The following is a 21414-nucleotide window of genomic DNA, read 5'->3' on the forward strand; positions in this document are numbered from 1 at the left end:
CAGGAATTGACCGGAAGGTGCCTGCGGCGGCTGGATGCGGCAAGTGCGAACCGGCGTCTCGGGCCGGAAATCGCAAAAGCCGCAAGCCTCACTAAAGCCTCGGCCTACCAGACGCCGGTATTGCCCATGGAAAGCCAGGGTTCGGCTGCCGGCAGGCTGCCATTCTTCTGCAGAATCTCGATCGCGATGCCGTCCGGAGAGCGGACGAAGGCCATGCGGCCGTCGCGGGGCGGGCGGTTGATGGTGATTCCACTGTCCATCAGCTGCTGGCAGGTGGCGTAGATGTCATCCACCTCATAGGCGAGGTGACCAAAGTTGCGTCCACCGGTATAATCCTCCGTGTCCCAGTTATAGGTCAGCTCGAGGCAGGGGGCGCCATAGGCTTCAGCGTCGGAAATGTCGTTGGTGGCAGCAAGGAAAACGAGCGTGAAACGGCCCTTTTCGTTCTCCGAGCGACGGATTTCTTTCAGTCCGAACAATGTGCAGTAGAAATGCAGCGAGGCATCGAGGTCCTTCACGCGGACCATGGTATGGAGATAACGCATTCTATTTCCTTTCGAATGTTGGGTCGTAACCCGGATAGGCGAGCGGACGTCAGCTTCGGGCAAGACATGACGCTAAAATCAGCAACTGGGAATAACCGAAAACAGGACTTGCGCTTATCCGTTACCAAGATGTTAATCTTGATTTCAAGAATCAGTTAACCGTAACAGTGTGACGCGTAATGAGGGGCTGGCGACATGGCTGATAGGATTTCATCGAAGGAGTTCATTGAGCTCGAAGAGCTATCGGGGGATAGCGTCGATCTCATTGAAATCACCGGTGTCGTTAAGTGGTTCGATGTCGCCAAGGGATTCGGTTTCATCGTCCCCGACAACGGCATGCAGGACGTGCTCCTTCATGTGACCTGCCTGCGCCGCGATGGCTATCAGACAATCCTCGAAGGCACCCGCATCGTCGCGCTGATCCAGCGCCGCGAACGTGGCTATCAGGCCTTCAAGATCCTCTCGATGGACCAGTCCACGGCAATCCATCCCTCGCAGCTGCCGCCGGTGCGCACCCATGTGCAGGTCACCGCGACGAGCGGCCTGGAGCGGGCTCTGGTGAAGTGGTTCAACCGCACCAAGGGCTTCGGCTTCCTGACGCGCGGCGAAGGCACGGAAGATATCTTCGTCCATATGGAAACGCTGCGCCGCTTCGGCCTCACCGAGCTGCGCCCCGGCCAGGTCGTGCTGGTGCGCTTCGGGCCCGGTGACAAGGGTCTGATGGCCGCCGAGATTCACCCGGATATGCCGAGCCCGGCAAGCCGCGCCCACTGATGTTCAGGATTGATGAGAATGCATAGAATCAAAGGCGCCCTATTGGCGCTTTTTTTCATTGTGGCAGCACCCGCTTTTGCCCAGCAGCAACAGCAGATGGCCTTCGACAAGGAGCCGCTGGCCGTGCAGACGGCCGCCGGCAAGATGCTGAACTTCACCGTCGAGATCGCCTCGACGAACGAGCAGCGTCAATACGGCCTGATGTATCGCAAGGAAATGCCCGAGAATGCCGGGATGCTGTTCGATTTCGGGCAGTCGCGCCGGGTGACCATGTGGATGGAGAACACCGTCCTGCCGCTCGATATGCTGTTCATCGACAGCAAGGGCGTCATCCGTCACATCAAGGAAAATGCCGTGCCCTTTTCGGAGGATATCATCGATTCGATGGGTGAGGTGAAATACGTCGTCGAGCTGAACGCCGGCACCGTCAAGAAGCTCGGCATCAAAACCGGGGACAAGGCCGCCAGCGCGACAATCACGAAAAAATAAGAGGAAGCTTACTGCTTCTTCTTTGCAGCCTGCGCCTGGGTCACCGCAGCCTGGCGCATGCGTTCCATGAAGCGCGCCATCTTCGCCTTGACCGAACCATAGGTGCCAAGCTCGAAATTGCAGCTGTAACAGCTGATGATGTCGTTATCGAGCGGCTGCGGGCGCGGGAAATTCATCCGGGTCTTGCCGCATTTAGGGCAGGGGATTTCGACTTGCATGACCGGCTCCCATACCAGCGGATGACCGCCTGCTCACCTTAGAAATCTAGGGAAAATGGTCGGAGTGGAGAGATTCGAACTCCCGACCCTCTGGTCCCAAACCAGATGCGCTACCAGACTGCGCTACACTCCGTGTGAGGGGGCAATACACGCTTCGCCGGGGGCCTGCAATATCAAAAACGCGTTTGTCCCATCCTTAAATGCGGCTTTTGCATTCAGGATAGTGTCAGGAAGCCTCTCCATGGTCGCCCGGATTTTAAGATGGGCGGCCAGAGGCTTGAGTCGGATGGTCCGCCCGGCGCGGAGCGAACCTGACAGCATGGCCATGACACTGAAGACGGCGCGGATGCGCCCCAAGATCGGCAGCATCACGCTCGCCGTTATCGTTTCGCTCTATATCCTCGTCGTTGCCAATTACACGTTCTGGAGCCGGGCCTACGTCTATTTCGACGGCCACCGGTTAGCTTTCGCCGGATTCGTTATCGGCATGATCGCGCTGACGGTGGCGATCGCCGTCACCGTTTCGGTCAAATATCTCATCAAGCCGGTGCTGATTCTGCTGTTGCTGGCGGCTGTCGCGGCCGCTTGGTTCACAGACAGGTTCGGCGTCATCATCGACCGTGAGATGATCCGCAATGCCGCCGTCACGACGCAGTCGGAAGCGCAGCACCTGATCACCACGAAATTCACTCTCTACATGCTGTTGGCCGGCGTCCTGCCGTCGCTGTTCATCGCTGCCGTGCGCGTCGTCCACCGGCCGTTCCCCAGCAAGTTTCTGCACAATATGGCCGTGATCGTGCCCTGCATCACAGTCATCGCGGTGATCGGCATGGGCTTCTATCCGACCTATGCCGCCGTCGGCCGCATCCATCGCGATCTGATGATGACGATCAATCCGCATTTTCCGCTGGGCAGCGCGGTCTATTTCACCGCGACCTATGGCGACAATCTCAATCTCGTGCGCCAGCCGATCGGTACGGACGCGCACCAGATGCCGGCGGCTTCCCCCGGTAAGCCGCGTGTGCTGATCATTGTTGCCGGAGAGACGGCCCGCGGACAGGACTTTTCGCTCGGCGGTTATGGCCGCGATACCAATCCGGAAATGAAAGCGCGCGGCGTCACCTTCTTCCCCGATGTCACCAGCTGCGGCACTGAGACGGCCGTCTCCATTCCCTGCATGTTCTCGGTCTACAAGCGGACGGAATACAGCTACCGCAAGGGGCTGGTCACCGATAACCTGATCGATGTTCTCGGCCATGCCAAGGTCGGCGTCGAATGGTGGGACAACGATACCGGCATGTACGGCGTCGCTGACCGCATCAAGTACAAGTATCTGCCCGACAGCCGCGATCCGCGGTACTGCAAGGACGGCGAGTGCCTGGACACCATCCTGCTCGACAAACTCGATGACTGGCTTTCCAGCGTCAAGGGCGACAGCGTGCTGGTGCTTCACCAGCTGGGGAGCCACGGCCCGGCCTATTATCTGCGCTATTCCGACAGCGCCCGGCGCTTTACCCCCGATTGCCGCGCCGCCGATTTCGCCACCTGCAAGCCGGAAGAAATCACCAACGCCTATGACAACACCGTTGTCATGACCGACCAAGTGCTGGCCGCGGTGATCGACAAGCTGAAGGCGCATCAGGCCGCGTTGGCCGGTTCGATGATCTATCTCTCCGACCACGGCGAATCGTTGGGCGAAAACGGCATCTATCTGCATGGCGCGCCGTATTTCATCGCGCCGAAGGAGCAGACGCATGTGCCGATGGCGCTGTGGCTGTCGGATGATTTTGCGAGCGAGACGCGGCTCGACACCGCCTGCATTGCCGCTCGCGCCAAGCTGCCTGCCTCGCACGACAATCTCTTCCACAGCGTTCTCGGCCTGATGGAGGTGGAAACCAGCGTTCGCGATGCGTCGCTCGACCTTATCTCCCCCTGCCGGCGGCCCACGGACAAGCTTGCCGCCAAGTAAACTGCGGCAGTTGGGTCTGGCTCGGCTTTTTTCTTGAAACCGCAAGGATTCGCGGATAAGCAAAATTCATCTCTTTGCGCTAGATGGCGCAGAGGGAACCGCGCTGGCGACGGCGCGACAGTTTGAAATTCCAGCGGATGTTGTCCGCGTATCCGGAGGCGAATGCAGCGATGTCTGCCAAGATCTACCGTCCAGCCAAGACCGCCATGCAGTCCGGCAAGGCCAAGACGCATCTCTGGGTGCTCGAGTTCGATCAGGAGCAGCCGCGCAAGATCGATCCGATCATGGGCTACACCTCTTCGGGCGACATGCGCCAGCAGGTCAAGCTGACCTTCGAAAGCCAGGAATTGGCCGAAGCCTATGCAAAGCGCAACGGCATCGAATACCGGGTGCTGCAGCCCAAGGATCCGATTCGCCAGACTGTCGCCTATCCGGATAATTTCCGTTATACCCGCACACAGCCCTGGACGCACTGAGCGTCCGTGCATGCCGCGTTTCGCCGCTATCGCTGGATAGCGGCCGGATGGCCCCTTAGCTCAGCTGGATAGAGCACCTGCCTTCTAAGCAGGTGGTCGCAGGTTCGAATCCTGCAGGGGTCGCCATTTCTTTTTTCCGAAAATTTTGAACGCAAAAGCGGCGCCTTGGTGCCCCTGCCGAGGAATTGAACCTGGATCGGCTGCTAACGGCGCAGCTGCTCTGACGTTGAGCTACGAGGGGCGTGAGGCATTGTATGCCTCCGGCGTGCCGCGGCTTCAACGCGTTCTTCGCCGGACGGTTAGCCGGTAAGCTTAATGCACATGATGCCGAAGGCATGATGATTGAAAAAGGCCCGGTGATGAACCGGGCCTTTTCTCGTTTACTGCGGGGTGTTGCCACCGGCTGCGGGCGGCGTAGCCGGGGCCGGAGTAGCGTTTGTATCGGCCGGTGCCATCGGCTTGACGGGAGCCGGTGCCGGGGCGGCCGGTTCCGACTTCGTAGAGGCCGTCGTCTGCGGGTCTGTAGTCGGCGTGCCGTTCCACTCCGTATAGGCGAAGGCCGCGACGGCGACCACGGCGATCGCTGCCACCCAGCCGACCCAGGCGTTGGATTTCTGAGCACCAACGGGTGTGGTCCGGTAGTCGGGAGTGCCCGCCGGATCCAGCGGGCGGTTCGGGTCATTCAGGTTGTTCGGATCGTATGTCATTGTCTCTTCTCCTCTTCACATGGGAGGGAAACTGACATTCACGCTTATTTGTTCCCGAGGCGGTCATTGCTGTTGCCGCTGTCCGGCCCGTGACTGCATCGCAGAGCCGTTCCATCCGGCAAGGGACGAGAGCAGGAGCGCCACCGGAAACGCAGGCCTGTTTGCCGCAATCAATCGTTCCAGCGGAAGATCGGGCGATAGACGCGATTGGCGATCATCAGGCTGCGGTCCGGCCGGATGATGTAGGTTTCCTCGACCTCGCGGCCGCGATTGTCGACGAAGGTGTGCGGAAACTGCGAGCCGATCGGCGACTTGGTCAGCTTCGTCCGGGGTTGGCCGTTATAGGTGATGCTGCCCGGGATCGGTGCCAGGCCTGGGCCGGAGATATCGCCTGTCGCGGTGCAGCCGGAAAGAACAGCACCCGCGATGATCGCTGCGGCAAGAGAGAGTTTCATCGGGCGCTCCGTCGGTTGTTTGTTATCTCAGGCAACTAGGCCTTCGCTCGCTCTTGTCTATGGCCGGTATCACAGCGATTCGCCAACCGCCGCCTGTTGACGAAGAAGTGTATGCTTCCGGCACGCCTTGGCCGGATCTTTGCTTCGCGGTAACCGTGGCTTATTCTTGCGTGAAACAATGCTAATATTAGTGCGTTCGCTTTTCATGGACCTGACCGCGATGGCCAAGTCCACGGACCGGCCAACGGCCGTGTCCAAGGACCGGGCTGGAGGCCCTGTCCATCTGATCGAAGGTGCGCGCGTTCCGTCGATTTTCGGCTGCCGGTGATCCGGCATTGAGAAAACGGAGGAATATCATGACTTACGCTCATTCGAGGACCGCGATAGCCGTCCTTGCATCCGCCTGCTCGATTTTCGCTATGCCGGTCAGTTCTGTGCACGCTCTCGATATCTCCATCGGCGGCAGCAACGGCGTCAATGCCAGTGTCGGTCTCGGCTCCGGCAATTCCGGCGGCCTTGGCGCCAATGTCGGCGCTTCCGTCGGTGGCTCAGGTGGCGTCAATGCGAATACCAACGCAACGGTCGGCGGGTCCGGCGGTCTCGTTGATGCCGATGTGAAAGCCAGCGTCGGCGGCAGCAATGGCGTGAATGCGGCGGTCGGCGCCAATGCGGGCGGCAGCGGTAGCCTCGCGGACGTCGATGCCGGCGTATCGGCTGGCGGCATCAGCGGTGTGAACGCCAATGCCGGCGCAACTGTCGGCGGCAGCAATGGTAATATCCTCGATACGGATGTCACCGCGTCGATCGGCGGGTCGAACGGCATCAATGCCAATGCGGGCGCAAATGTCGGCAATGGCGCAGGTGCCAATCTCGGCCTTGGTATCGGCGGCGGCTCGTCCGGTGGTGGTGCATCTGGTAGCGGCAGTGGAAGCGGGATGACGCCGAGTGCGGTTACCCGCGAATTCAGCAGGATGGATGCCAGCGATCAGCGGAAGATGCTGGTTCGCTGCCGCGACATTGCCTCTGGTGGCTATGATGCCGGGCTGACTGGGCTCTGCAAGATGCTGCGGACGCTGGCATCCCGCTAAAGCCGCAAACAAAAAAGCCGCCGGATCGCTCCGGCGGCTTTTTCTGATCTGTTATCCGCTTAATGCAGGATCTGGCTGAGGAACAGCTTGGTGCGCTCGTGCTGCGGATTGTCGAAGAATTCGGCCGGCGAATTCTGCTCGACGATCTGGCCCTGGTCCATGAAGATGACGCGGTTGGCGACCTGGCGGGCAAAACCCATTTCGTGGGTCACGCAGAGCATGGTCATTCCTTCTTCCGCCAGACCGACCATCGTATCCAGCACTTCCTTGATCATTTCAGGATCGAGCGCCGAGGTCGGCTCATCGAACAGCATGATCTTCGGGTTCATGCAGAGCGAGCGGGCAATCGCCACGCGCTGCTGCTGGCCACCGGAGAGCTGGCCCGGATATTTGTTGGCCTGTTCTGGGATCTTGACGCGCTTCAGGAAGTGCATGGCGACTTCTTCCGCCTGCTTCTTCGGCATCTTGCGCACCCAGATCGGCGCCAGCGTGCAGTTTTCCAGGATCGTCAGATGCGGGAAGAGGTTGAAGTGCTGGAACACCATCCCGACTTCGCGGCGCACTTCGTCGATCTTCTTCAGGTCGTTGGTAAGCTCGGTGCCATCGACGACGATCTGACCCTTCTGATGCTCTTCCAGACGGTTGATGCAACGGATCATCGTCGACTTGCCGGAACCCGACGGACCGGCAATGACGATGCGTTCGCCGCGCATGACCTTCAGGTTGATGTCGCGCAGAACGTGGAAATCGCCATACCACTTGTTCATGTTGACGATATCGACGGCGACTTCGGTCGTAGAGACGGTGAGCTTCTTGGTTTGAGCTTCAGCCATATTTGTTACCCTCAATTCTTATCGTTTGTGGCCGGTGTCGAGATGGCGTTCCATGAACACCGAATAGCGAGACATGCCGAAGCAGAAAATCCAGAAGACAAAACCCGCAAAGATCAGACCTGTCAACGGTGTTACGGCTGATGCCCAGTTGCCGTCGGAGAAGTTCAGACGGACGATGCCGAGCAGGTCGAACATGCTGATGATCGAGACCAGCGAGGTATCCTTGAACATGCCGATGAACGTATTGACGATGCCGGGGATGACGAGCTTGATCGCCTGAGGCAGCACGATCAGACGCATCTTCTGCCAATAGCCCAATCCAAGCGAATCCGCACCTTCATACTGGCCCTTCGGAATGGCCTGCAAACCGCCGCGGATGACCTCTGCCATATAGGCCGACGCGAAGATCGACACGCCGATCACAGCGCGCAGCAGCTTGTCGACGTTCCAGCCCTGCGGCAGGAACAGCGGCAACATGACGCTGGCCATGAACAGGACGGTGATCAGCGGAATGCCGCGGATGACTTCGATGAAGATGACGCAGACCATCTTCACGACAGGCATCTTCGAACGGCGCCCGAGCGCCAGGATGATGCCGAAGGGTAGGGAGACCGCGATGCCGACGAAGGAGACGACGAGCGTCACCAGAAGGCCGCCCCAGAGCGGGGTTTCTACGACTTCGAGGCCGAGGCCGCCATACAGCAGCCAGAGCGAAACGAGCGGCAGCGCCACGAAGAGCAGCAGAGCATTCAGCCCCTTGCGCGGCATCGACGGCATCAGCATCGGCACCAGCAGGGCGGCGAACATGATGAACACCAGCGTCGGACGCCAGCGGTCGGTGAGCGGATAGCGGCCATAGACGAACTGGTCGAGCTTTGCGTTGACGAAAGCCCAGCAGGCCCCGCTCCAGCCATCGGGCTGCGTGCCGCCCTGAACGGTGGTGGCGCAGAAGGTGCGGTCCGTACCGGTCCAGACGGCCTGGATGAACAGCCAGTTGATCATGTGCGGCAGCACCCAGGCAAGAACTGCGATGGCGATCACCGTCAGGATGATGTCCTTCGGGGTTGCAAGCAGGTTACGCCTGATCCAGGCGATTGTGCCGCGTTCGCTGGATGGAGCCGGTTCGGGCTGCAGCATGGCATTGCGGACGAAAGAAATGTTGGGACCCGACATCTTATCTCTCCACCAGTGCCATTTTGCCGTTGAACCAGTTCATGAACAGCGACGTCAGAATGCTGAGGGTGAGGTAGACGGCGATCCAGATGACCACGACTTCGATCGACTGGCCGGTCTGGTTGAGCGTCGTCCCGCCAACGGCAACGAGATCCGAGAAGCCGACGGCAATCGCCAGCGATGAGTTCTTGGTCAGGTTCAGATATTGGCTGGTGAGCGGCGGAATGATGATCCGAAACGCCTGCGGCACCACGACGAGGCGGGTGACGGAGGAGGGATGCAGACCGAGCGCGCCTGCCGCTTCCGACTGTCCCTTCGGCACGCCCCGGATACCGGCACGCACGATTTCGGCGATGAAGGCCGCGGTGTAGAAGGACAGCGCCAGGAACAGCGACATGAATTCCGGCCCGACGACGGAGCCGCCGGTCAGATTGAACTTGCCCGCGACAGGAACGTCGAAGGTCATCGGCAGACCCGCCGCCAGGAAGGCCAGGATCGGCAGGCCGGCGATCAGCCCGATCGACACCCAGATCGTATGGAACTGCTTGCCCGTTGCCGCCTGGCGCTTATGCGCCCAGCGGGCGATGATCACAGTGGCGACGATGCCGATCACTAAGGCTGCGAGGACAGCCCACATGCCGGTATCGAAGATCGGCTTCGGGAAGGCGAGGCCACGGTTGTTCAGGAACATGCTGAACGGCAGATGCACGGATTCGCGCGGCTGCGGCAGCACGGCCAGAACTCCGGAATACCAGAAAAAGATGACGAGCAGCGGCGGGATGTTGCGGAACACCTCGACATAGACGGTGCACAGCTTGGCGATCAGCCAGTTGTGCGACAGGCGCCCGATGCCGACGACGAAGCCGATGATCGTCGCGGTGATGATGCCGGTCACGGCGACCAGAATGGTGTTGAGTATACCGACGACGAGCGCGCGGCCATATGTCGAATCGCTCGAATACGGGATCAGCGACTGGCCGATCTCGAAGCCGGCGCGTCCGTTGAGAAATGCGAAGCCAGATGCCGTATTGCTGCGCTGCAGGTTAAGCGCGGTGTTGTGAGCGACCCATGCCACGAACAGCACCAGCAGAAGTACGGTCAGAACCTGGAAAAAGATGCCCCTGAATTTGGGGTCGTAAAGTGCCGACTGGAGCGTCCAGCGGCTCTCCGGCAAAGGTGTCGTGTGCACAGCCTCTTGCGTCATGCCGAGCCTAATCCCCTATGCGCCCGTTTTTGGGCTTTTTTTCTTTGAAGATGGAAAGGCGGTTTCCCGCCTTTCCGGCATTCTGTCGAAAGCTTAGCGAACCGGCGGTGCGTACTGGATGCCGCCCTTGTTCCACAATGCGTTCAGGCCGCGTGCGATCTTCAGCGGGCTGCCCTGACCGACGTTGCGTTCAAAGACTTCACCGTAGTTACCAACGCCCTTGATGATGTTGTAGGCCCACTCGTTGGTCAGGCCGAGGTCGGTACCGATCTTGGTATCGGCTTCGGTGCCGAGGAAGCGCTTGATATCCGGGTTCGGCGAGTTCTTCATCTCGTCGACATTTGCCTGGGTGATGCCGAATTCTTCAGCGTTCACGAGGGCGTAAGCCGTCCACGAAACGATATCGAACCACTGGTCGTCACCCTGGCGCACTGCCGGGCCGAGCGGCTCCTTGGAGATGATCTCCGGAAGGATCATGTGCTCGTCGGGGTTCTTCAGCGTCAGACGCAGCGAGTAGAGGCCGGACTGGTCGGTCGTGTAGACGTCGCAACGGCCGGAATCATAGGCAGCGTTGACTTCTTCGAGCTTCTCGAAAACGACCGGATTGTACTGAAGGTTGTTGGACTTGAAGTAGTCGGCGAGGTTGAGCTCGGTCGTCGTGCCGGACTGTACGCAGACAGCGGCGCCGGAGAGTTCGAGAGCCGACTTCACGTTCAGGCTCTTGCGAACCATGAAGCCCTGACCGTCGTAATAGGTGACCGGACGGAAGTTGAAGCCGAGAGCGGTGTCGCGGTTGATCGTCCAGGTGGTGTTGCGCGAGAGAACATCGACTTCGCCCGACTGCAGAGCCGGGAAGCGGTCCTTGGCGGACAGAGGCGTGTACTTGACCTTGGTCGGGTCGCCGAAGACGGCGGAAGCGACGGCCTTGCAGAAATCAACGTCGAAGCCGGCCCAGTTGCCGGATGCGTCAGGCTGCGCGAAACCCAGGAGGCCCGAGTTGACGCCGCACTGAACGAAGCCCTTTGCCTTCACGTCTTCAAGAGTGGTTGCCGAGGCCGCATGGGCGCCAAGAGCGAAAACTGCTGCGCCGACGGCGGCGGACAGGAGCTTAATCTTCATTTTTCCCAACCTTTTATCTGTTGTCTTATGTTTTTGTGGGAGGAGAGGCGAAGAAAACCCTGTCCCCCCAATTTCTCGACACCCTCCCGGCGCGAGTGGTTCTATCACAGTCGCAAATGCCAATACGGTCAAGTGTCGCGGCTAATAAATGCGGCAAAATTCGGCATTTTGGCAAAATGCGCCGTTCTGATAGGCAGTTGGATAGTATTTGGGCAGTGTTTTGCGGAAAAATACCGCGCAATTCACTGATATATCTGCGGAAAGTAACGTTCCGGGTAATTTTCGGCCCGTCGCGGCTACGGGGTTGACCCGACTTTTCCTGAGGTCCAAAACTCGCCCATTGCATCCCTCGCCAAAGGCTATTTCAGACTATGAAAGACAAAGACGGTCTCCTGCAAAACGCCGGTATCAACACCCGCCTCTCGCATATCGGCAACGACCCTTCGGAATACCACGGTTTCGTCAATCCGCCCGTCGTGCACGCATCGACGGTGCTGTTTCCGAATGCCAAGGCGATGGAAACACGCGGGCAGAAATACACCTACGGCACCCGCGGCACGCCGACCACCGATGCGCTCTGTGAGGCGATCGACGCGCTCGAAGGTTCCGCGGGTACGGTCCTCGTGCCGTCGGGCCTTGCCGCCGTAACCGTGCCGTTCCTGGCGTTTCTGTCTTCGGGCGATCACGCGCTGATCGTCGATTCCGTCTACACGCCGACCCGCCATTTCTGCGACACCATGCTGATGCGCATGGGTGTCGAGGTCGAATATTACGACCCGGCGATCGGTGCCGGCATCGAGCAGCTGTTCAAGCCGAATACCAGGCTCGTCCACACGGAAGCGCCCGGCTCGAACACGTTCGAGATGCAGGATATTCCCGCGATCGCCGCGATTGCCCACAAGCACGGCGCCGTCGTTGCCATGGACAATACCTGGGCCACACCCGTTTATTTCCGCCCGCTCGATTTCGGCGTCGATATCTCGATCCACGCGGCAACCAAATATCCGGCCGGCCATTCCGATATCCTGATGGGCACCGTCTCGGCCAATGTCAAGCATTGGGAGCAGCTGAAGGAAGCCAATATCACGCTCGGCATCTGCGGTGCCCCCGATGACGCCTATCAGGTGCTGCGCGGTCTGCGCACCATGGGCATCCGCCTGGAGCGTCACAATGAAAGCGCGCTCGCGCTCGCCAAGTGGCTGGAAGGCCGCGAAGAGGTGGCCAAGGTGCTGCATCCGGCACTGCCGAGCTTCAAGGGTCACGACATCTGGAAGCGTGACTTCAAGGGCGCCAGCGGCATCTTCTCCTTCGTGCTCAAGGTCGATTCCGCCGAGCAATACAAGGCGAAGGCGCATGCCTTCCTCGATGCGCTCAGCATCTTCGGGCTTGGCTGGTCTTGGGGTGGCTTCGAATGCTTGGCCGTTCACGTCAACCTGAACGACCGCCGCATCGCCAAGGCGCCGGAAGGCGGCCCGCTGATCCGCCTGCAGATCGGTCTCGAAGACGTTGCCGATATCAAGGCCGATATCGAACGCGGCTTTGCGGCGGCAAAGGCCGTCTGATCAGCCGAGCGGCCGGTAGCCGTAGATCCAGTCGAGATCCGCCGCGAGGCTTTGCGGCGGTTTCATCGACAAGACGATATCACGCCCGATCCTGACCGGGCCGCGGGCGTGATAGGCAAAGCGGTTGAATGCGCCGCGCTTGCGGATCTTGGCGATCCGCGGGCCCCGATGCGCCTCGAAGCGGGGCAGGGCCTGCTCGATGGGATTGCTGCCCAGAAAATAAGCCAGCTCATAGGCATCTTCGATTGCCATGGCCGCGCCCTGGGCGGCAAACGGCATCATCGCATGCGCAGCGTCGCCGATCAGCACGCGGTCGCGCCCGTTCTGCCACGATCCCTCGGATGCTTCGTAGAGCGGCCAATAGGTCGGCTCGATATTGCGAAGCAGGGACAGAGCTTCGGGATGCCAGCCGCGGAAGCGTGAACGTAAGGTCTCCAGCTGGTGACTCGCCGCGCCGCTATCCCACCGCTCGGTGTTTTCATTGCCGCTGGTGATGGCGACGAGATTGAAGCTCGCCGTTTCCTTCAGGGGATAGCAGACGAGATGCACCGATCCACCGAGAAACGCCGAGACGCTGTTCGTGTCGAGAAAGTCAGGCGCCGCGGCGGCTGTGATCGTGAAGCGATAGGCGATGTTGCCGGAAAATCGGGGCGAGGGCGAAGCATCGATCGAGGCCCGCGTCTTCGACCAGACGCCGTCCGCGCCGATCAGCACGCCCGGGCCATTAGACGGCAAGCCTGCGGATTCGATTGGAGTACCAAGGTGCAGCTGGCAAAGCGGGTTGCTGCGCACCGCATCCAGAAGCACGCGCTGAAGCGTTGCACGGTGCAGGACACCGTAGGGCGCATCCCATCGCTCACGGGCGAAACGGCCGGCGGGAACGGCGGCGAGCTGCCGCAACGTGTCGCCCGCAACGAGCCGGATCATTTCCGGCTCGTGCCAGCATTTTTCGATCTCGGCGAGAACGCCGAGTTCACGGAGAATGCGCGATGCATTGGGGGAAAGCTGCAGGCCGGCACCGACTTCTGCGAGTTCGCCGGCCTGTTCGAAAATATCGGAACGGATGCCCCGTTTGGCCAGCGCCAGCGCGGCTGTCAGGCCCGCAATTCCTGCGCCCGCAATGGCGGCGTGCTCGACCGGCATCGTTTGTCCGATCTTCAGGAGAGAATGATCAGGCGGCCTTCACATGGAAAACGCAGCCGGCCGGGTTCGTCTGGTTGGCCTTCAGCGCGCCATTGAAACGAAACAGCGTCGAGCAATAGGAACAGACCTTTTCGTTGTCGTCGCCCATGTCGATGAAGATATGCGGATGGTCGAACGGCACGGATGCGCCGGTGCACATGAATTCCTTCACGCCGACTTCAATCACGCGGTGTCCGCCGTCGTTCTGGAAGTGAGGAATGCTGTGGCCGGCCATGTCTGTCTCCGAATGCTTTGAAATTTGGCCGGACATTACCGTCCTTCGCCGCAAATGTGTAGAGCCAAAGCGCCGCAAGCGGCATGGTTTTTTGCCCGCCGGGGTTCACCTCGCGGCAGCGATAAAATATGGTCCGGCGCAAACAGGGGCCTGCCTTTATGAATTTGAATACGCCTGCATTCTCCAGCTTCACGCATGACGGCCTGAAACTCGCCTATTTCGACGAAGGCGACCCGAATGGCCCACCGGTCCTGCTGATTCACGGCTTTGCGTCGACGGCGAGCGTCAACTGGGTGCATCCGGGCTGGCTGAAGACGCTGGGCGATGCCGGTTACCGCGTGATCGCCATGGACAACCGCGGCCACGGCGCCAGCGACAAGCCGCACGATGCCGAAGCCTACCGCCCGTGGATTATGGCGGCGGACGCGATGGCGCTTCTCGATCATCTCGGCATCCCCGAAGCAAACGTCATGGGCTATTCGATGGGCGCGCGCATTTCTGTCTTTGCGGCGCTCGCCAATCCGCACCGCGTCCGCTCGCTGGTGCTTGGCGGCCTCGGCATCGGCATGACCGATGGCGTCGGCGACTGGGACCCGATCGCCGACGCGCTGCTGGCGCCGTCGCTGGATGCCGTCACCCATGACCGCGGCCGGATGTTCCGCGCCTTTGCAGAGCAGACGAAGAGCGACCGCGAGGCGCTGGCGATGTGCATTCGCGGATCCCGCGATCTGGTTGCCCGCGCCGACATGGGCAAGATCGAAGCGCCGACGCTGATTGGCGTCGGAACAAAGGACGACATTGCGGGTTCGCCTCAAGAACTTGCCGCCCTGATGCCGAATGCCGAAGCGCTCGATATCCCGGGCCGCGACCACATGCTGGCCGTCGGCGACAGGGTTTTCAAGAAAGCGGTTCTGGAGTTTTACGAGAAAGTCGCCTGACGGTGACATGCCGCTGTTGAGCGGATATTCACGGAAAAATCATTCTAGAAAGCGCTGGCGGCCCGACCCATTTATGTTACAGCCGTTTTGCTCTATACACTGACGTTCCCACGGGAAATGAGGAGACCGGTAATGGTCGCGAAGACAGACATTCGTCCTCTTGAAGCTGCAAGCCCGCTCAAGGTGATGGATCCGATCTGGGACAGCCTGCGCGAAGAAGCGCGCATTGCTGCCGAGAAGGATCCGGTACTGGCGGCTTTCCTTTATTCGACGGTGATCAATCACCGCTCGCTGGAAGAATGCGTCATCCACCGTATCTGTGAACGCCTCGACCACCCGGACATGCAGGCGACGCTGCTGCGCCAGGCTTTCGATGAAATGCTGTCGGAATGGCCGGAATGGAGCGACATCCTGCGCGTCGACATCCAGGCGATCTATGACCGCGATCCCGCATGCCTCCGCTTCATGGAAGCCGTGCTCTATTTCAAGGGCTACCATGCCCTGCAGACGCATCGTCTGGCGCATTGGTTGCTGAACCGTGGACGCCGCGATCTGGCGCTCTATCTGCAGAGCCGTTCGTCCAGCGTCTTCCAGACGGATATCAATCCGGCGGCGCGGATCGGCAGAGGCATCTTCCTCGACCACGCAACCGGTCTCGTCGTTGGCGAGACCGCCGTGATCGGCGACAACGTTTCGATCCTGCATGGCGTGACGCTCGGTGGCACCGGAAAGGAAGGCGCAGACCGCCATCCGAAAATCGGCAGCGGCGTGCTGATCGGAGCGGGCGCGAAGATCCTCGGCAATATCGAGATCGGCTACTGCTCGCGCGTTGCGGCAGGCTCGGTGGTCTTGAAGGCCGTTCCGCCGAAGACGACCGTCGCAGGCGTGCCGGCGAAGGTCGTTGGCACCGCAGGGTGTTCGGAGCCGTCGCGGGTCATGGACCAGGTGATTGGCGCGGATATCTGAGCCGGTCATATTCGCAGAGGCTGAAAAAGCTGGCGAAAATCGCAAGGGGAAAGCCGGGCACGTTGGCTTGTCTCAACCTTTACAGCGCCACTTTTCGTGTGCAAGAAGCGGCCACCAGAGACCGCTAGGAGATCAAATGTGAAGCCCGAAGAACTCAAGAAGCTCGACGCCTACTTCAAGAAAACGCTCAACCCGGAGATCGTCGTGAAGGCGCGCCCGCGCAAGAACGACTCCGCTGAAGTTTACCTCGGCGAGGAGTTCCTGGGTGTCGTCTATATCGACGACGAGGACGGTGACCGCTCCTATAACTTCTCGATGGCGATCCTCGACGTCGATCTCTGATCCGGCGCCGATTGACATTGCGTGACGGGCCGCTTTTGCGGCCCGTTTGCGTTTTATGGCACGCAATCGGTCCTCAACGCTGGATCGCGCCGCTCTCTGCTCCATTTTAGTGATTGCGAATGCGATCAATCATCATGGAGGCCTGGGACATGGGAATTTTCGACAAGATCAAGCACGCGATTTTCGGGGAGGCGAAAGCGGCTCCCGTTACGGCGGCAGCCGCGCCTAAGGCTGAACCGGCCCCGCCATCAGCAGCGCCCACAGCTGCGTCTGCCGCCGCGGCACCGGCACCTGCGGCTTCCGCTGCGCCAAAGGCGGCAGCGGCCGCCGTCGATATCGTCCCGATCCTCGATGCTGCGGTGAAGAAAAGCGGCCAGAAACTCGACTGGCGCCGCTCGATCGTCGATCTCATGAAGGCCGTCGGCATGGATGCAAGCCTTGCCGAGCGCAAGGAACTGGCAGCCGAGCTCGGCTACTCAGGTGACACAGGCGACTCCGCCAAGATGAACATGTTCCTGCACAAGGCGCTGATGAAGAAGCTCTCCGAGAATGGCGGCAAGGTGCCCGCCGATCTGCTAGACTGAGCCGGTAAACGCAATGTGTTTCGAGGCTTCGCTGGCTACCGGCGAAGCCTCTGGTTGCGCGTGACTGATATATGTCTGCAAAATCAACGATCGACGTACGTTCATCTTTTTCCGGAAAATATGCGGTATCGTGAATGCACGCATGAGTCGTTTTGCATCGCACAAAATCTCTTGACTCCTGATGGTTTGCGGCTACCATTTTTGCTGCAGAGCCGAAGAGGAGGATGCGCATGTTCAACTTTGACGATACGAGCCGCAAGAGCAAGGAAGCCATGGACACGATGCTCAAGAGCTATTCGGATAGCGCCAAGGGCTTCCAGGCAATTGCCACCGAAGCCGTCGAATATTCCAAGAAATCGTTTGAAGACACCGTCAGGCATTTCGAGGCGCTGTCAGGCGTTCGCAGCATCGAGGCTGCCTTCGACCTGCAGAGCAGTTTCGTGAAATCGTCCTATGAAAGCTTCGTCGCCGAAGCCACCAAGATGGGCGACATGTATTCCGACCTCGCCAAGGGCGCCTACAAGTCCTACGAGGCGCAGGTTCCGGCACCGGTCGTGAAGGCCGCGAAAGCTGCCGCACAGGCGACGCCCGCCGCTGCCTGATTCCATGCGCCTTGTGGCGCACCCCTTGAAAAACGAAGACCGGCTACGCACTTGCGGCCGGTCTTTTTTGTTTTCTGCTCTGTTCAAGAAATAGTCCGGGACTTTTTTGGCGTTTGCGTCAAGTCCTGCGGAATTGTGATTGCAGTCGGGAACAAGGGGCTTAAAATCGCAGCATTATGAACTAAGTTAGTGTGTGAGATATTCGGTGGGTAAAGCATCCTCCCATGCACCATCGGACTGATCGAGGAATGAATGAAAATGATCGCAAAGCCGATCCGGATGCAAAACGATGGCGAAAGGAACGGGGACAACGGAAATCGCGGAACCTCGGTCATTACACGTACGAAGCCGAAGACCAAGAAGCCTAATCTCTACCGCGTGCTCATCCTGAATGACGACTACACTCCCATGGAATTCGTCATCCACATCCTGGAGCGGTTTTTCCAGAAAGATCGCGAAAGTGCCACCCGCATCATGCTCCATGTCCATAACCACGGCGTCGGCGAGTGCGGGATATTCACATACGAGGTAGCGGAAACGAAGGTGAGCCAGGTGATGGACTTTGCCCGGCAGCATCAGCATCCGCTGCAATGCGTCATGGAAAAGAAGTGAGGATCACAACGTGCCAACATTTTCGCCTAGCTTAGAAAAGGCGCTCCATCAGGCACTGACCTTTGCCAACGAGCGGCATCACGAATATGCGACGCTCGAGCATCTGCTGCTCGCCCTTGTCGACGACTCCGATGCGGCCGCGGTCATGGGTGCCTGCAACGTCGATCTCGACGCGCTCCGCAAGACGCTGATCGAGTATATCGACAATGAACTCTCCAATCTGGTCACCGGCTATGACGAGGACTCCAAGCCGACATCCGGCTTCCAGCGCGTCATCCAGCGTGCCGTGATCCATGTCCAGTCGTCGGGCCGCGAAGAAGTGACGGGGGCAAACGTCCTCGTCGCAATTTTTGCCGAACGCGAAAGCCATGCCGCCTATTTCCTGCAGGAGCAGGAGATGACCCGCTACGACGCGGTCAACTACATCTCGCACGGCATCGGCAAACGGCCGGGCTCGTCGGAAAGCCGCACCCCGCGCGGTGCCGAGGATGAATCCGAGAGCAAGCCGAGCGCATCGCGCGGCGGCGCCGAAGACGATACAGCCGGCAAGAAGCAGCAGGATGCGCTGAAGGCCTATTGCGTCAATCTCAACGAGAAGGCCAAGACCGGCAAGATCGATCCGCTGATCGGCCGCCACGCCGAAGTCAGCCGCACGATCCAGGTTCTGTGCCGCCGTTCGAAGAACAACCCGCTCTACGTGGGTGACCCTGGCGTCGGCAAGACCGCAATCGCCGAAGGCCTCGCCAAGCGCATCGTCGAAGGCAAGGTTCCGGAAGCGCTCGCCGACGCGACGATCTTCTCGCTCGATATGGGCACGCTGCTCGCCGGCACCCGCTATCGCGGCGACTTCGAAGAGCGTCTGAAGCAAGTCGTCAAGGAGCTCGAGGAATATCCGGGCGCCGTGCTGTTCATCGACGAAATCCACACCGTGATCGGTGCGGGCGCCACTTCGGGCGGCGCCATGGATGCGTCGAACCTGCTGAAGCCTGCTCTGTCGTCCGGTGCGATCCGTTGCATCGGTTCGACCACCTACAAGGAGTATCGCCAGTTCTTCGAGAAGGACCGGGCTCTGGTTCGCCGCTTCCAGAAGATCGACGTCAATGAGCCGTCGATCGACGATGCGATCGAAATCATGAAGGGCCTGAAGCCTTATTTCGAAGAATATCACCACCTGCGTTATTCGAACGACGCCATCAAGTCGGCTGTCGAGCTGTCGGCCCGTTACATCTCGGACCGCAAGCTGCCGGACAAGGCGATCGACGTCATCGACGAGACGGGTGCAGCGCAGATGCTGCTGCCGCCCTCGCGCCGCCGCAAGCTGATCACCGAAAAGGAGATCGAAGCGACGATCGCGACGATGGCTCGCATCCCGCCGAAGACCGTGTCGAAGGATGACGAAGCCGTTCTTGCTAATCTTGAGCAGGAATTGCGCTCGGTGGTCTACGGCCAGGATACGGCGATCGAAGCCCTGTCAACCGCGATCAAGCTGGCGCGTGCCGGCCTGCGCGAACCGAACAAGCCGATCGGCTCCTACGTCTTCTCCGGCCCGACAGGCGTCGGCAAGACCGAGGTTGCCAAGCAGCTTGCATCGTCGCTCGGCGTCGAGATACTGCGCTTCGACATGTCGGAATACATGGAGCGGCACACGGTCTCGCGTCTGCTCGGTGCACCTCCCGGCTATGTCGGCTTCGACCAGGGCGGTCTTCTGACCGACGGCGTCGACCAGCATCCGCATTGCGTGGTTCTTCTCGACGAAATCGAGAAGGCGCACCCTGACATCTACAATATCCTGTTGCAGGTCATGGACCACGGTACGCTGACCGACCACAACGGCAAGAAGATCGACTTCCGCAACGTCATCCYGATCATGACGACCAATGCGGGCGCATCTGAAATGGCAAAGGCTGCCTTCGGCTTCGGCTCGTCCAAGCGGTCGGGCGAAGACGAGGAAGCGCTGAACCGCCTCTTCACACCGGAGTTCCGCAACCGTCTGGATGCGATCATTCCGTTCGCATCGCTGCCGACGGCTGTCATCCACAAGGTCGTCCAGAAGTTCATCATGCAGCTGGAAGCGCAGCTTTCCGAACGCAATGTGACCTTCGACCTGCACGAGGATGCGATCGCTTGGCTGGCGGAACGGGGTTACGACGAGAAGATGGGCGCCCGCCCACTGGCTCGCGTCATCCAGGACGTCATCAAGAAGCCGCTCGCGAACGAAATCCTCTTCGGCAAGCTGAAGAAGGGTGGCGTGGTTTCCGTCACCGTCGGTCCGAAGGAAGACGGCAAGCCCGGTATCGTGCTCAATTCCGTTTCGGAACTGGCACCAATCAAGCCGAAGCCCGAGGCCGAACTCATCCATCCCGACGCCGATGGCGAGGATGATGGCGAGCTGAAGACCAAGCCGAAGAAGGCAACGGTCAAAAAGGCCAAGGCGCAAGCCGAGCCGGAAGTGAAGGCGGCGCCGAAGAAGAGCAGCACGGTTCCGAAGGTTCCGCGCAAGAGCTGATCGTCAACGCGTGGTGAATTGAAAAAGGCCGCAGTGATGCGGCCTTTTTTGTGTCTGCCGGTGCATGTTTCAGAGCGGCTTGTAGTCGATCTCCAGAAAATCCTCGACCTCGGGCATCCAGCGGTCGCGCACGAAGGCAGCATGGGCCGGGTGGACATTATAGGCGTCGTAGCCGACTTGGTTCTCGAACTCCATCGAGAAGCCGAAGGTGAAGGCATTCTTGCCGCTGGTCTGCCGCAGCTGCTCGAAATTGCGCACGCTCGGAATGGCGGCGAGCGTCAGTGCTTCGGTGAGGAAAGCCTTTTCCTCTGCCGAGCCGGCTGGATGCTTCAGGCGGAATGCCACCGTATGACGGATCATCTTTATCTCCAGGTTCTGCCGCGGCTCAGGCGAGTTCGGCCCTGATCTTTTCTGCATTCGCAGCCAGCGCCGCGCCGTCTTCCATCGTGCCGGAATGCGGCTTCAGCGCCACGCCGTCGTGGCGGGGGATAACGTGGAAGTGCAGGTGAAAGACGGTCTGTCCGGCGGCCGGTTCGTTGAACTGGCAGACGAAGACACCGTCGGCATCGAAGGCATCCTGAACTGCATTGGCGATCTTCTGGACGACGACGATCGCCTGAGACAGGGCGGCCGGATCGGCGTCGAGAATGTTGCGCGACGCGGCCTTTGGAACGACGAGGACGTGGCCCGGTGCCTGCGGCATCACATCCATGAAGGCCAGTGTATGATCGTCTTCATAGACCCGGTGCGAAGGGATCTCGCCGCGCAGGATCTTGGCGAAGATGTTGTTGTCGTCATAGGCGGCGCTGGTCATGGTGAAATCTCCTCGTGTTTG

General features: G+C 59.9%; 25 protein-coding genes and 3 tRNA genes. 14 read left to right on the plus strand and 14 right to left on the minus strand.

Going from position 1 to position 21414, the window contains the following annotated elements; all coding sequences use genetic code 11:
* Positions 1 to 104: 104 nt before the first annotated feature.
* On the minus strand, positions 105 to 545 hold the full coding sequence (gloA, locus tag AC1DJO_RS17970; protein ID WP_477972187.1) for a lactoylglutathione lyase: 441 nt from the start codon (positions 543 to 545) through the stop codon (positions 105 to 107).
* 195 nt (positions 546 to 740) lie between these two features.
* Between gloA and AC1DJO_RS17975 the strand changes: the two genes are divergently transcribed.
* Both AC1DJO_RS17975 and AC1DJO_RS17980 read left to right on the plus strand, forming a co-directional pair.
* A complete protein-coding gene (locus AC1DJO_RS17975) occupies positions 741 to 1319 on the plus strand; it encodes a cold-shock protein (RefSeq protein ID WP_112388009.1) in 579 nt (192 codons plus the stop codon).
* A gap of 12 nt (positions 1320 to 1331) precedes the next feature.
* Positions 1332 to 1808 carry a DUF192 domain-containing protein gene (locus AC1DJO_RS17980; protein ID WP_477972189.1) on the plus strand — a complete coding sequence of 159 codons (477 nt, stop codon included), beginning with the start codon at positions 1332 to 1334 and terminating at the stop codon, positions 1806 to 1808.
* Positions 1809 to 1816: 8 nt separating this feature from the next.
* Here AC1DJO_RS17980 and AC1DJO_RS17985 read toward each other — a convergent pair whose 3' ends face one another.
* Positions 1817 to 2026: a hypothetical protein gene (locus AC1DJO_RS17985; protein ID WP_148194348.1), complete on the minus strand. Its 210-nt coding sequence runs from the start codon at positions 2024 to 2026 to the stop codon at positions 1817 to 1819.
* 56 nt (positions 2027 to 2082) lie between these two features.
* A tRNA-Pro gene (locus tag AC1DJO_RS17990) sits at positions 2083 to 2159 on the minus strand.
* Positions 2160 to 2345: 186 nt separating this feature from the next.
* Here AC1DJO_RS17990 and AC1DJO_RS17995 point away from each other — a divergent pair.
* The 3 genes from AC1DJO_RS17995 to AC1DJO_RS18005 all read left to right on the plus strand — a co-directional run bounded on the left by AC1DJO_RS17995 (position 2346) and on the right by AC1DJO_RS18005 (position 4597).
* Positions 2346 to 3995 (plus strand): phosphoethanolamine transferase, encoded by a 1650-nt coding sequence (locus AC1DJO_RS17995; protein ID WP_477972191.1) that lies wholly within the window; start codon positions 2346 to 2348, stop codon positions 3993 to 3995.
* Between the two features lie 170 nt (positions 3996 to 4165).
* Positions 4166 to 4471 carry an ETC complex I subunit gene (locus AC1DJO_RS18000; protein WP_112388167.1) on the plus strand — a complete coding sequence of 102 codons (306 nt, stop codon included), beginning with the start codon at positions 4166 to 4168 and terminating at the stop codon, positions 4469 to 4471.
* Between the two features lie 49 nt (positions 4472 to 4520).
* Positions 4521 to 4597 (plus strand) — tRNA-Arg (locus tag AC1DJO_RS18005).
* A gap of 40 nt (positions 4598 to 4637) precedes the next feature.
* Here the strand turns inward: AC1DJO_RS18005 and AC1DJO_RS18010 are convergent.
* From AC1DJO_RS18010 to AC1DJO_RS18020, 3 genes are all read right to left on the minus strand, one after another.
* Positions 4638 to 4713 (minus strand) — tRNA-Thr (locus tag AC1DJO_RS18010).
* A 138-nt stretch (positions 4714 to 4851) separates the two neighbouring features.
* Positions 4852 to 5178 (minus strand): hypothetical protein, encoded by a 327-nt coding sequence (locus tag AC1DJO_RS18015; RefSeq protein ID WP_477949656.1) that lies wholly within the window; start codon positions 5176 to 5178, stop codon positions 4852 to 4854.
* A gap of 170 nt (positions 5179 to 5348) precedes the next feature.
* Positions 5349 to 5633 (minus strand): hypothetical protein, encoded by a 285-nt coding sequence (locus AC1DJO_RS18020; protein ID WP_112388084.1) that lies wholly within the window; start codon positions 5631 to 5633, stop codon positions 5349 to 5351.
* A 356-nt stretch (positions 5634 to 5989) separates the two neighbouring features.
* Here AC1DJO_RS18020 and AC1DJO_RS18025 point away from each other — a divergent pair, with 356 nt between their 5' ends.
* On the plus strand, positions 5990 to 6721 hold the full coding sequence (locus AC1DJO_RS18025; protein ID WP_477972193.1) for a hypothetical protein: 732 nt from the start codon (positions 5990 to 5992) through the stop codon (positions 6719 to 6721).
* Between the two features lie 59 nt (positions 6722 to 6780).
* On the opposite strand, the gene AC1DJO_RS18030 is transcribed toward AC1DJO_RS18025, so the two are convergent.
* The 4 genes from AC1DJO_RS18030 to AC1DJO_RS18045 all read right to left on the minus strand — a co-directional run bounded on the left by AC1DJO_RS18030 (position 6781) and on the right by AC1DJO_RS18045 (position 11050).
* On the minus strand, positions 6781 to 7554 hold the full coding sequence (locus AC1DJO_RS18030) for an amino acid ABC transporter ATP-binding protein (protein ID WP_112388086.1): 774 nt from the start codon (positions 7552 to 7554) through the stop codon (positions 6781 to 6783).
* A gap of 18 nt (positions 7555 to 7572) precedes the next feature.
* Positions 7573 to 8727, minus strand: coding sequence for an amino acid ABC transporter permease (locus tag AC1DJO_RS18035; protein WP_477949654.1), 1155 nt, complete (start codon positions 8725 to 8727; stop codon positions 7573 to 7575).
* A 1-nt stretch (position 8728) separates the two neighbouring features.
* Positions 8729 to 9931 carry an amino acid ABC transporter permease gene (locus AC1DJO_RS18040; RefSeq protein WP_112388088.1) on the minus strand — a complete coding sequence of 401 codons (1203 nt, stop codon included), beginning with the start codon at positions 9929 to 9931 and terminating at the stop codon, positions 8729 to 8731.
* A gap of 93 nt (positions 9932 to 10024) precedes the next feature.
* Entirely contained in the window at positions 10025 to 11050 is a 1026-nt protein-coding gene (locus AC1DJO_RS18045; protein WP_112388089.1) for an amino acid ABC transporter substrate-binding protein, read from the minus strand.
* Between the two features lie 371 nt (positions 11051 to 11421).
* Between AC1DJO_RS18045 and AC1DJO_RS18050 the strand changes: the two genes are divergently transcribed.
* On the plus strand, positions 11422 to 12612 hold the full coding sequence (locus AC1DJO_RS18050) for a cystathionine beta-lyase (protein WP_477972195.1): 1191 nt from the start codon (positions 11422 to 11424) through the stop codon (positions 12610 to 12612).
* Here AC1DJO_RS18050 and AC1DJO_RS18055 read toward each other — a convergent pair whose 3' ends face one another.
* Entirely contained in the window at positions 12613 to 13755 is a 1143-nt protein-coding gene (locus tag AC1DJO_RS18055; protein ID WP_477972197.1) for an FAD-dependent monooxygenase, read from the minus strand.
* Between the two features lie 28 nt (positions 13756 to 13783).
* The gene (locus AC1DJO_RS18060; protein ID WP_112388092.1) at positions 13784 to 14029 is read right to left on the minus strand and encodes a zinc-finger domain-containing protein; all 246 of its coding nucleotides are present in this window, start codon (positions 14027 to 14029) and stop codon (positions 13784 to 13786) included.
* Between the two features lie 158 nt (positions 14030 to 14187).
* On the opposite strand from AC1DJO_RS18060, the gene AC1DJO_RS18065 reads away from it, so the two are divergent.
* The 7 genes from AC1DJO_RS18065 to clpA all read left to right on the plus strand — a co-directional run bounded on the left by AC1DJO_RS18065 (position 14188) and on the right by clpA (position 20579).
* Entirely contained in the window at positions 14188 to 14967 is a 780-nt protein-coding gene (locus tag AC1DJO_RS18065; protein WP_477972199.1) for an alpha/beta fold hydrolase, read from the plus strand.
* 132 nt (positions 14968 to 15099) lie between these two features.
* A complete protein-coding gene (gene cysE / locus AC1DJO_RS18070; protein ID WP_477942667.1) occupies positions 15100 to 15933 on the plus strand; it encodes a serine O-acetyltransferase in 834 nt (277 codons plus the stop codon).
* 138 nt (positions 15934 to 16071) lie between these two features.
* Complete coding sequence (locus AC1DJO_RS18075; protein ID WP_112388095.1) at positions 16072 to 16275, plus strand: DUF3126 family protein; 204 nt, start codon at positions 16072 to 16074, stop codon at positions 16273 to 16275.
* A gap of 149 nt (positions 16276 to 16424) precedes the next feature.
* Positions 16425 to 16859, plus strand: coding sequence for a DUF3597 domain-containing protein (locus tag AC1DJO_RS18080; protein ID WP_477972201.1), 435 nt, complete (start codon positions 16425 to 16427; stop codon positions 16857 to 16859).
* A 230-nt stretch (positions 16860 to 17089) separates the two neighbouring features.
* Positions 17090 to 17461, plus strand: a complete 372-nt coding sequence (locus AC1DJO_RS18085) for a phasin family protein (RefSeq protein WP_112388097.1) — start codon at positions 17090 to 17092, stop codon at positions 17459 to 17461.
* Between the two features lie 258 nt (positions 17462 to 17719).
* Positions 17720 to 18073, plus strand: a complete 354-nt coding sequence (clpS, locus tag AC1DJO_RS18090; protein ID WP_112388172.1) for an ATP-dependent Clp protease adapter ClpS — start codon at positions 17720 to 17722, stop codon at positions 18071 to 18073.
* Between the two features lie 10 nt (positions 18074 to 18083).
* Positions 18084 to 20579 (plus strand): ATP-dependent Clp protease ATP-binding subunit ClpA, encoded by a 2496-nt coding sequence (clpA, locus tag AC1DJO_RS18095; RefSeq protein WP_477972203.1) that lies wholly within the window; start codon positions 18084 to 18086, stop codon positions 20577 to 20579.
* Positions 20580 to 20648: 69 nt separating this feature from the next.
* On the opposite strand, the gene AC1DJO_RS18100 is transcribed toward clpA, so the two are convergent.
* Complete coding sequence (locus AC1DJO_RS18100) at positions 20649 to 20939, minus strand: Dabb family protein (RefSeq protein WP_477972205.1); 291 nt, start codon at positions 20937 to 20939, stop codon at positions 20649 to 20651.
* Between the two features lie 25 nt (positions 20940 to 20964).
* Positions 20965 to 21393, minus strand: coding sequence for an HIT family protein (locus AC1DJO_RS18105; protein WP_477972207.1), 429 nt, complete (start codon positions 21391 to 21393; stop codon positions 20965 to 20967).
* Positions 21394 to 21414: the final 21 nt, after the last annotated feature.

The sequence above is a fragment of the Rhizobium sp. 05N430 genome (assembly GCF_056396985.1).

Bases quoted from the DNA above. Each gene is read 5' to 3' on its own strand.
- cysE (WP_477942667.1), top strand. From the start codon at position 15,100: ATGGTCGCGAAGACAGACATTCGTCCTCTTGAAGCTGCAAGCCCGCTC.
- AC1DJO_RS18025 (WP_477972193.1), top strand. From the start codon at position 5,990: ATGACTTACGCTCATTCGAGGACCGCGATAGCCGTCCTTGCATCCGCC.
- clpS (WP_112388172.1), top strand. From the start codon at position 17,720: ATGATCGCAAAGCCGATCCGGATGCAAAACGATGGCGAAAGGAACGGG.
- AC1DJO_RS18035 (WP_477949654.1), bottom strand. From the start codon at position 8,727: ATGTCGGGTCCCAACATTTCTTTCGTCCGCAATGCCATGCTGCAGCCC.
- AC1DJO_RS18020 (WP_112388084.1), bottom strand. From the start codon at position 5,633: ATGAAACTCTCTCTTGCCGCAGCGATCATCGCGGGTGCTGTTCTTTCC.
- AC1DJO_RS18045 (WP_112388089.1), bottom strand. From the start codon at position 11,050: ATGAAGATTAAGCTCCTGTCCGCCGCCGTCGGCGCAGCAGTTTTCGCT.
- AC1DJO_RS18055 (WP_477972197.1), bottom strand. From the start codon at position 13,755: ATGCCGGTCGAGCACGCCGCCATTGCGGGCGCAGGAATTGCGGGCCTG.
- AC1DJO_RS18065 (WP_477972199.1), top strand. From the start codon at position 14,188: ATGAATTTGAATACGCCTGCATTCTCCAGCTTCACGCATGACGGCCTG.
- AC1DJO_RS17985 (WP_148194348.1), bottom strand. From the start codon at position 2,026: ATGCAAGTCGAAATCCCCTGCCCTAAATGCGGCAAGACCCGGATGAAT.
- AC1DJO_RS18100 (WP_477972205.1), bottom strand. From the start codon at position 20,939: ATGATCCGTCATACGGTGGCATTCCGCCTGAAGCATCCAGCCGGCTCG.
- AC1DJO_RS18060 (WP_112388092.1), bottom strand. From the start codon at position 14,029: ATGGCCGGCCACAGCATTCCTCACTTCCAGAACGACGGCGGACACCGC.
- AC1DJO_RS18000 (WP_112388167.1), top strand. From the start codon at position 4,166: ATGTCTGCCAAGATCTACCGTCCAGCCAAGACCGCCATGCAGTCCGGC.
- AC1DJO_RS18050 (WP_477972195.1), top strand. From the start codon at position 11,422: ATGAAAGACAAAGACGGTCTCCTGCAAAACGCCGGTATCAACACCCGC.
- AC1DJO_RS18015 (WP_477949656.1), bottom strand. From the start codon at position 5,178: ATGACATACGATCCGAACAACCTGAATGACCCGAACCGCCCGCTGGAT.
- AC1DJO_RS18105 (WP_477972207.1), bottom strand. From the start codon at position 21,393: ATGACCAGCGCCGCCTATGACGACAACAACATCTTCGCCAAGATCCTG.
- AC1DJO_RS17975 (WP_112388009.1), top strand. From the start codon at position 741: ATGGCTGATAGGATTTCATCGAAGGAGTTCATTGAGCTCGAAGAGCTA.
- AC1DJO_RS17980 (WP_477972189.1), top strand. From the start codon at position 1,332: ATGAGAATGCATAGAATCAAAGGCGCCCTATTGGCGCTTTTTTTCATT.
- gloA (WP_477972187.1), bottom strand. From the start codon at position 545: ATGCGTTATCTCCATACCATGGTCCGCGTGAAGGACCTCGATGCCTCG.
- AC1DJO_RS18030 (WP_112388086.1), bottom strand. From the start codon at position 7,554: ATGGCTGAAGCTCAAACCAAGAAGCTCACCGTCTCTACGACCGAAGTC.
- AC1DJO_RS18040 (WP_112388088.1), bottom strand. From the start codon at position 9,931: ATGACGCAAGAGGCTGTGCACACGACACCTTTGCCGGAGAGCCGCTGG.
- AC1DJO_RS18080 (WP_477972201.1), top strand. From the start codon at position 16,425: ATGGGAATTTTCGACAAGATCAAGCACGCGATTTTCGGGGAGGCGAAA.
- AC1DJO_RS18085 (WP_112388097.1), top strand. From the start codon at position 17,090: ATGTTCAACTTTGACGATACGAGCCGCAAGAGCAAGGAAGCCATGGAC.
- AC1DJO_RS17995 (WP_477972191.1), top strand. From the start codon at position 2,346: ATGGCCATGACACTGAAGACGGCGCGGATGCGCCCCAAGATCGGCAGC.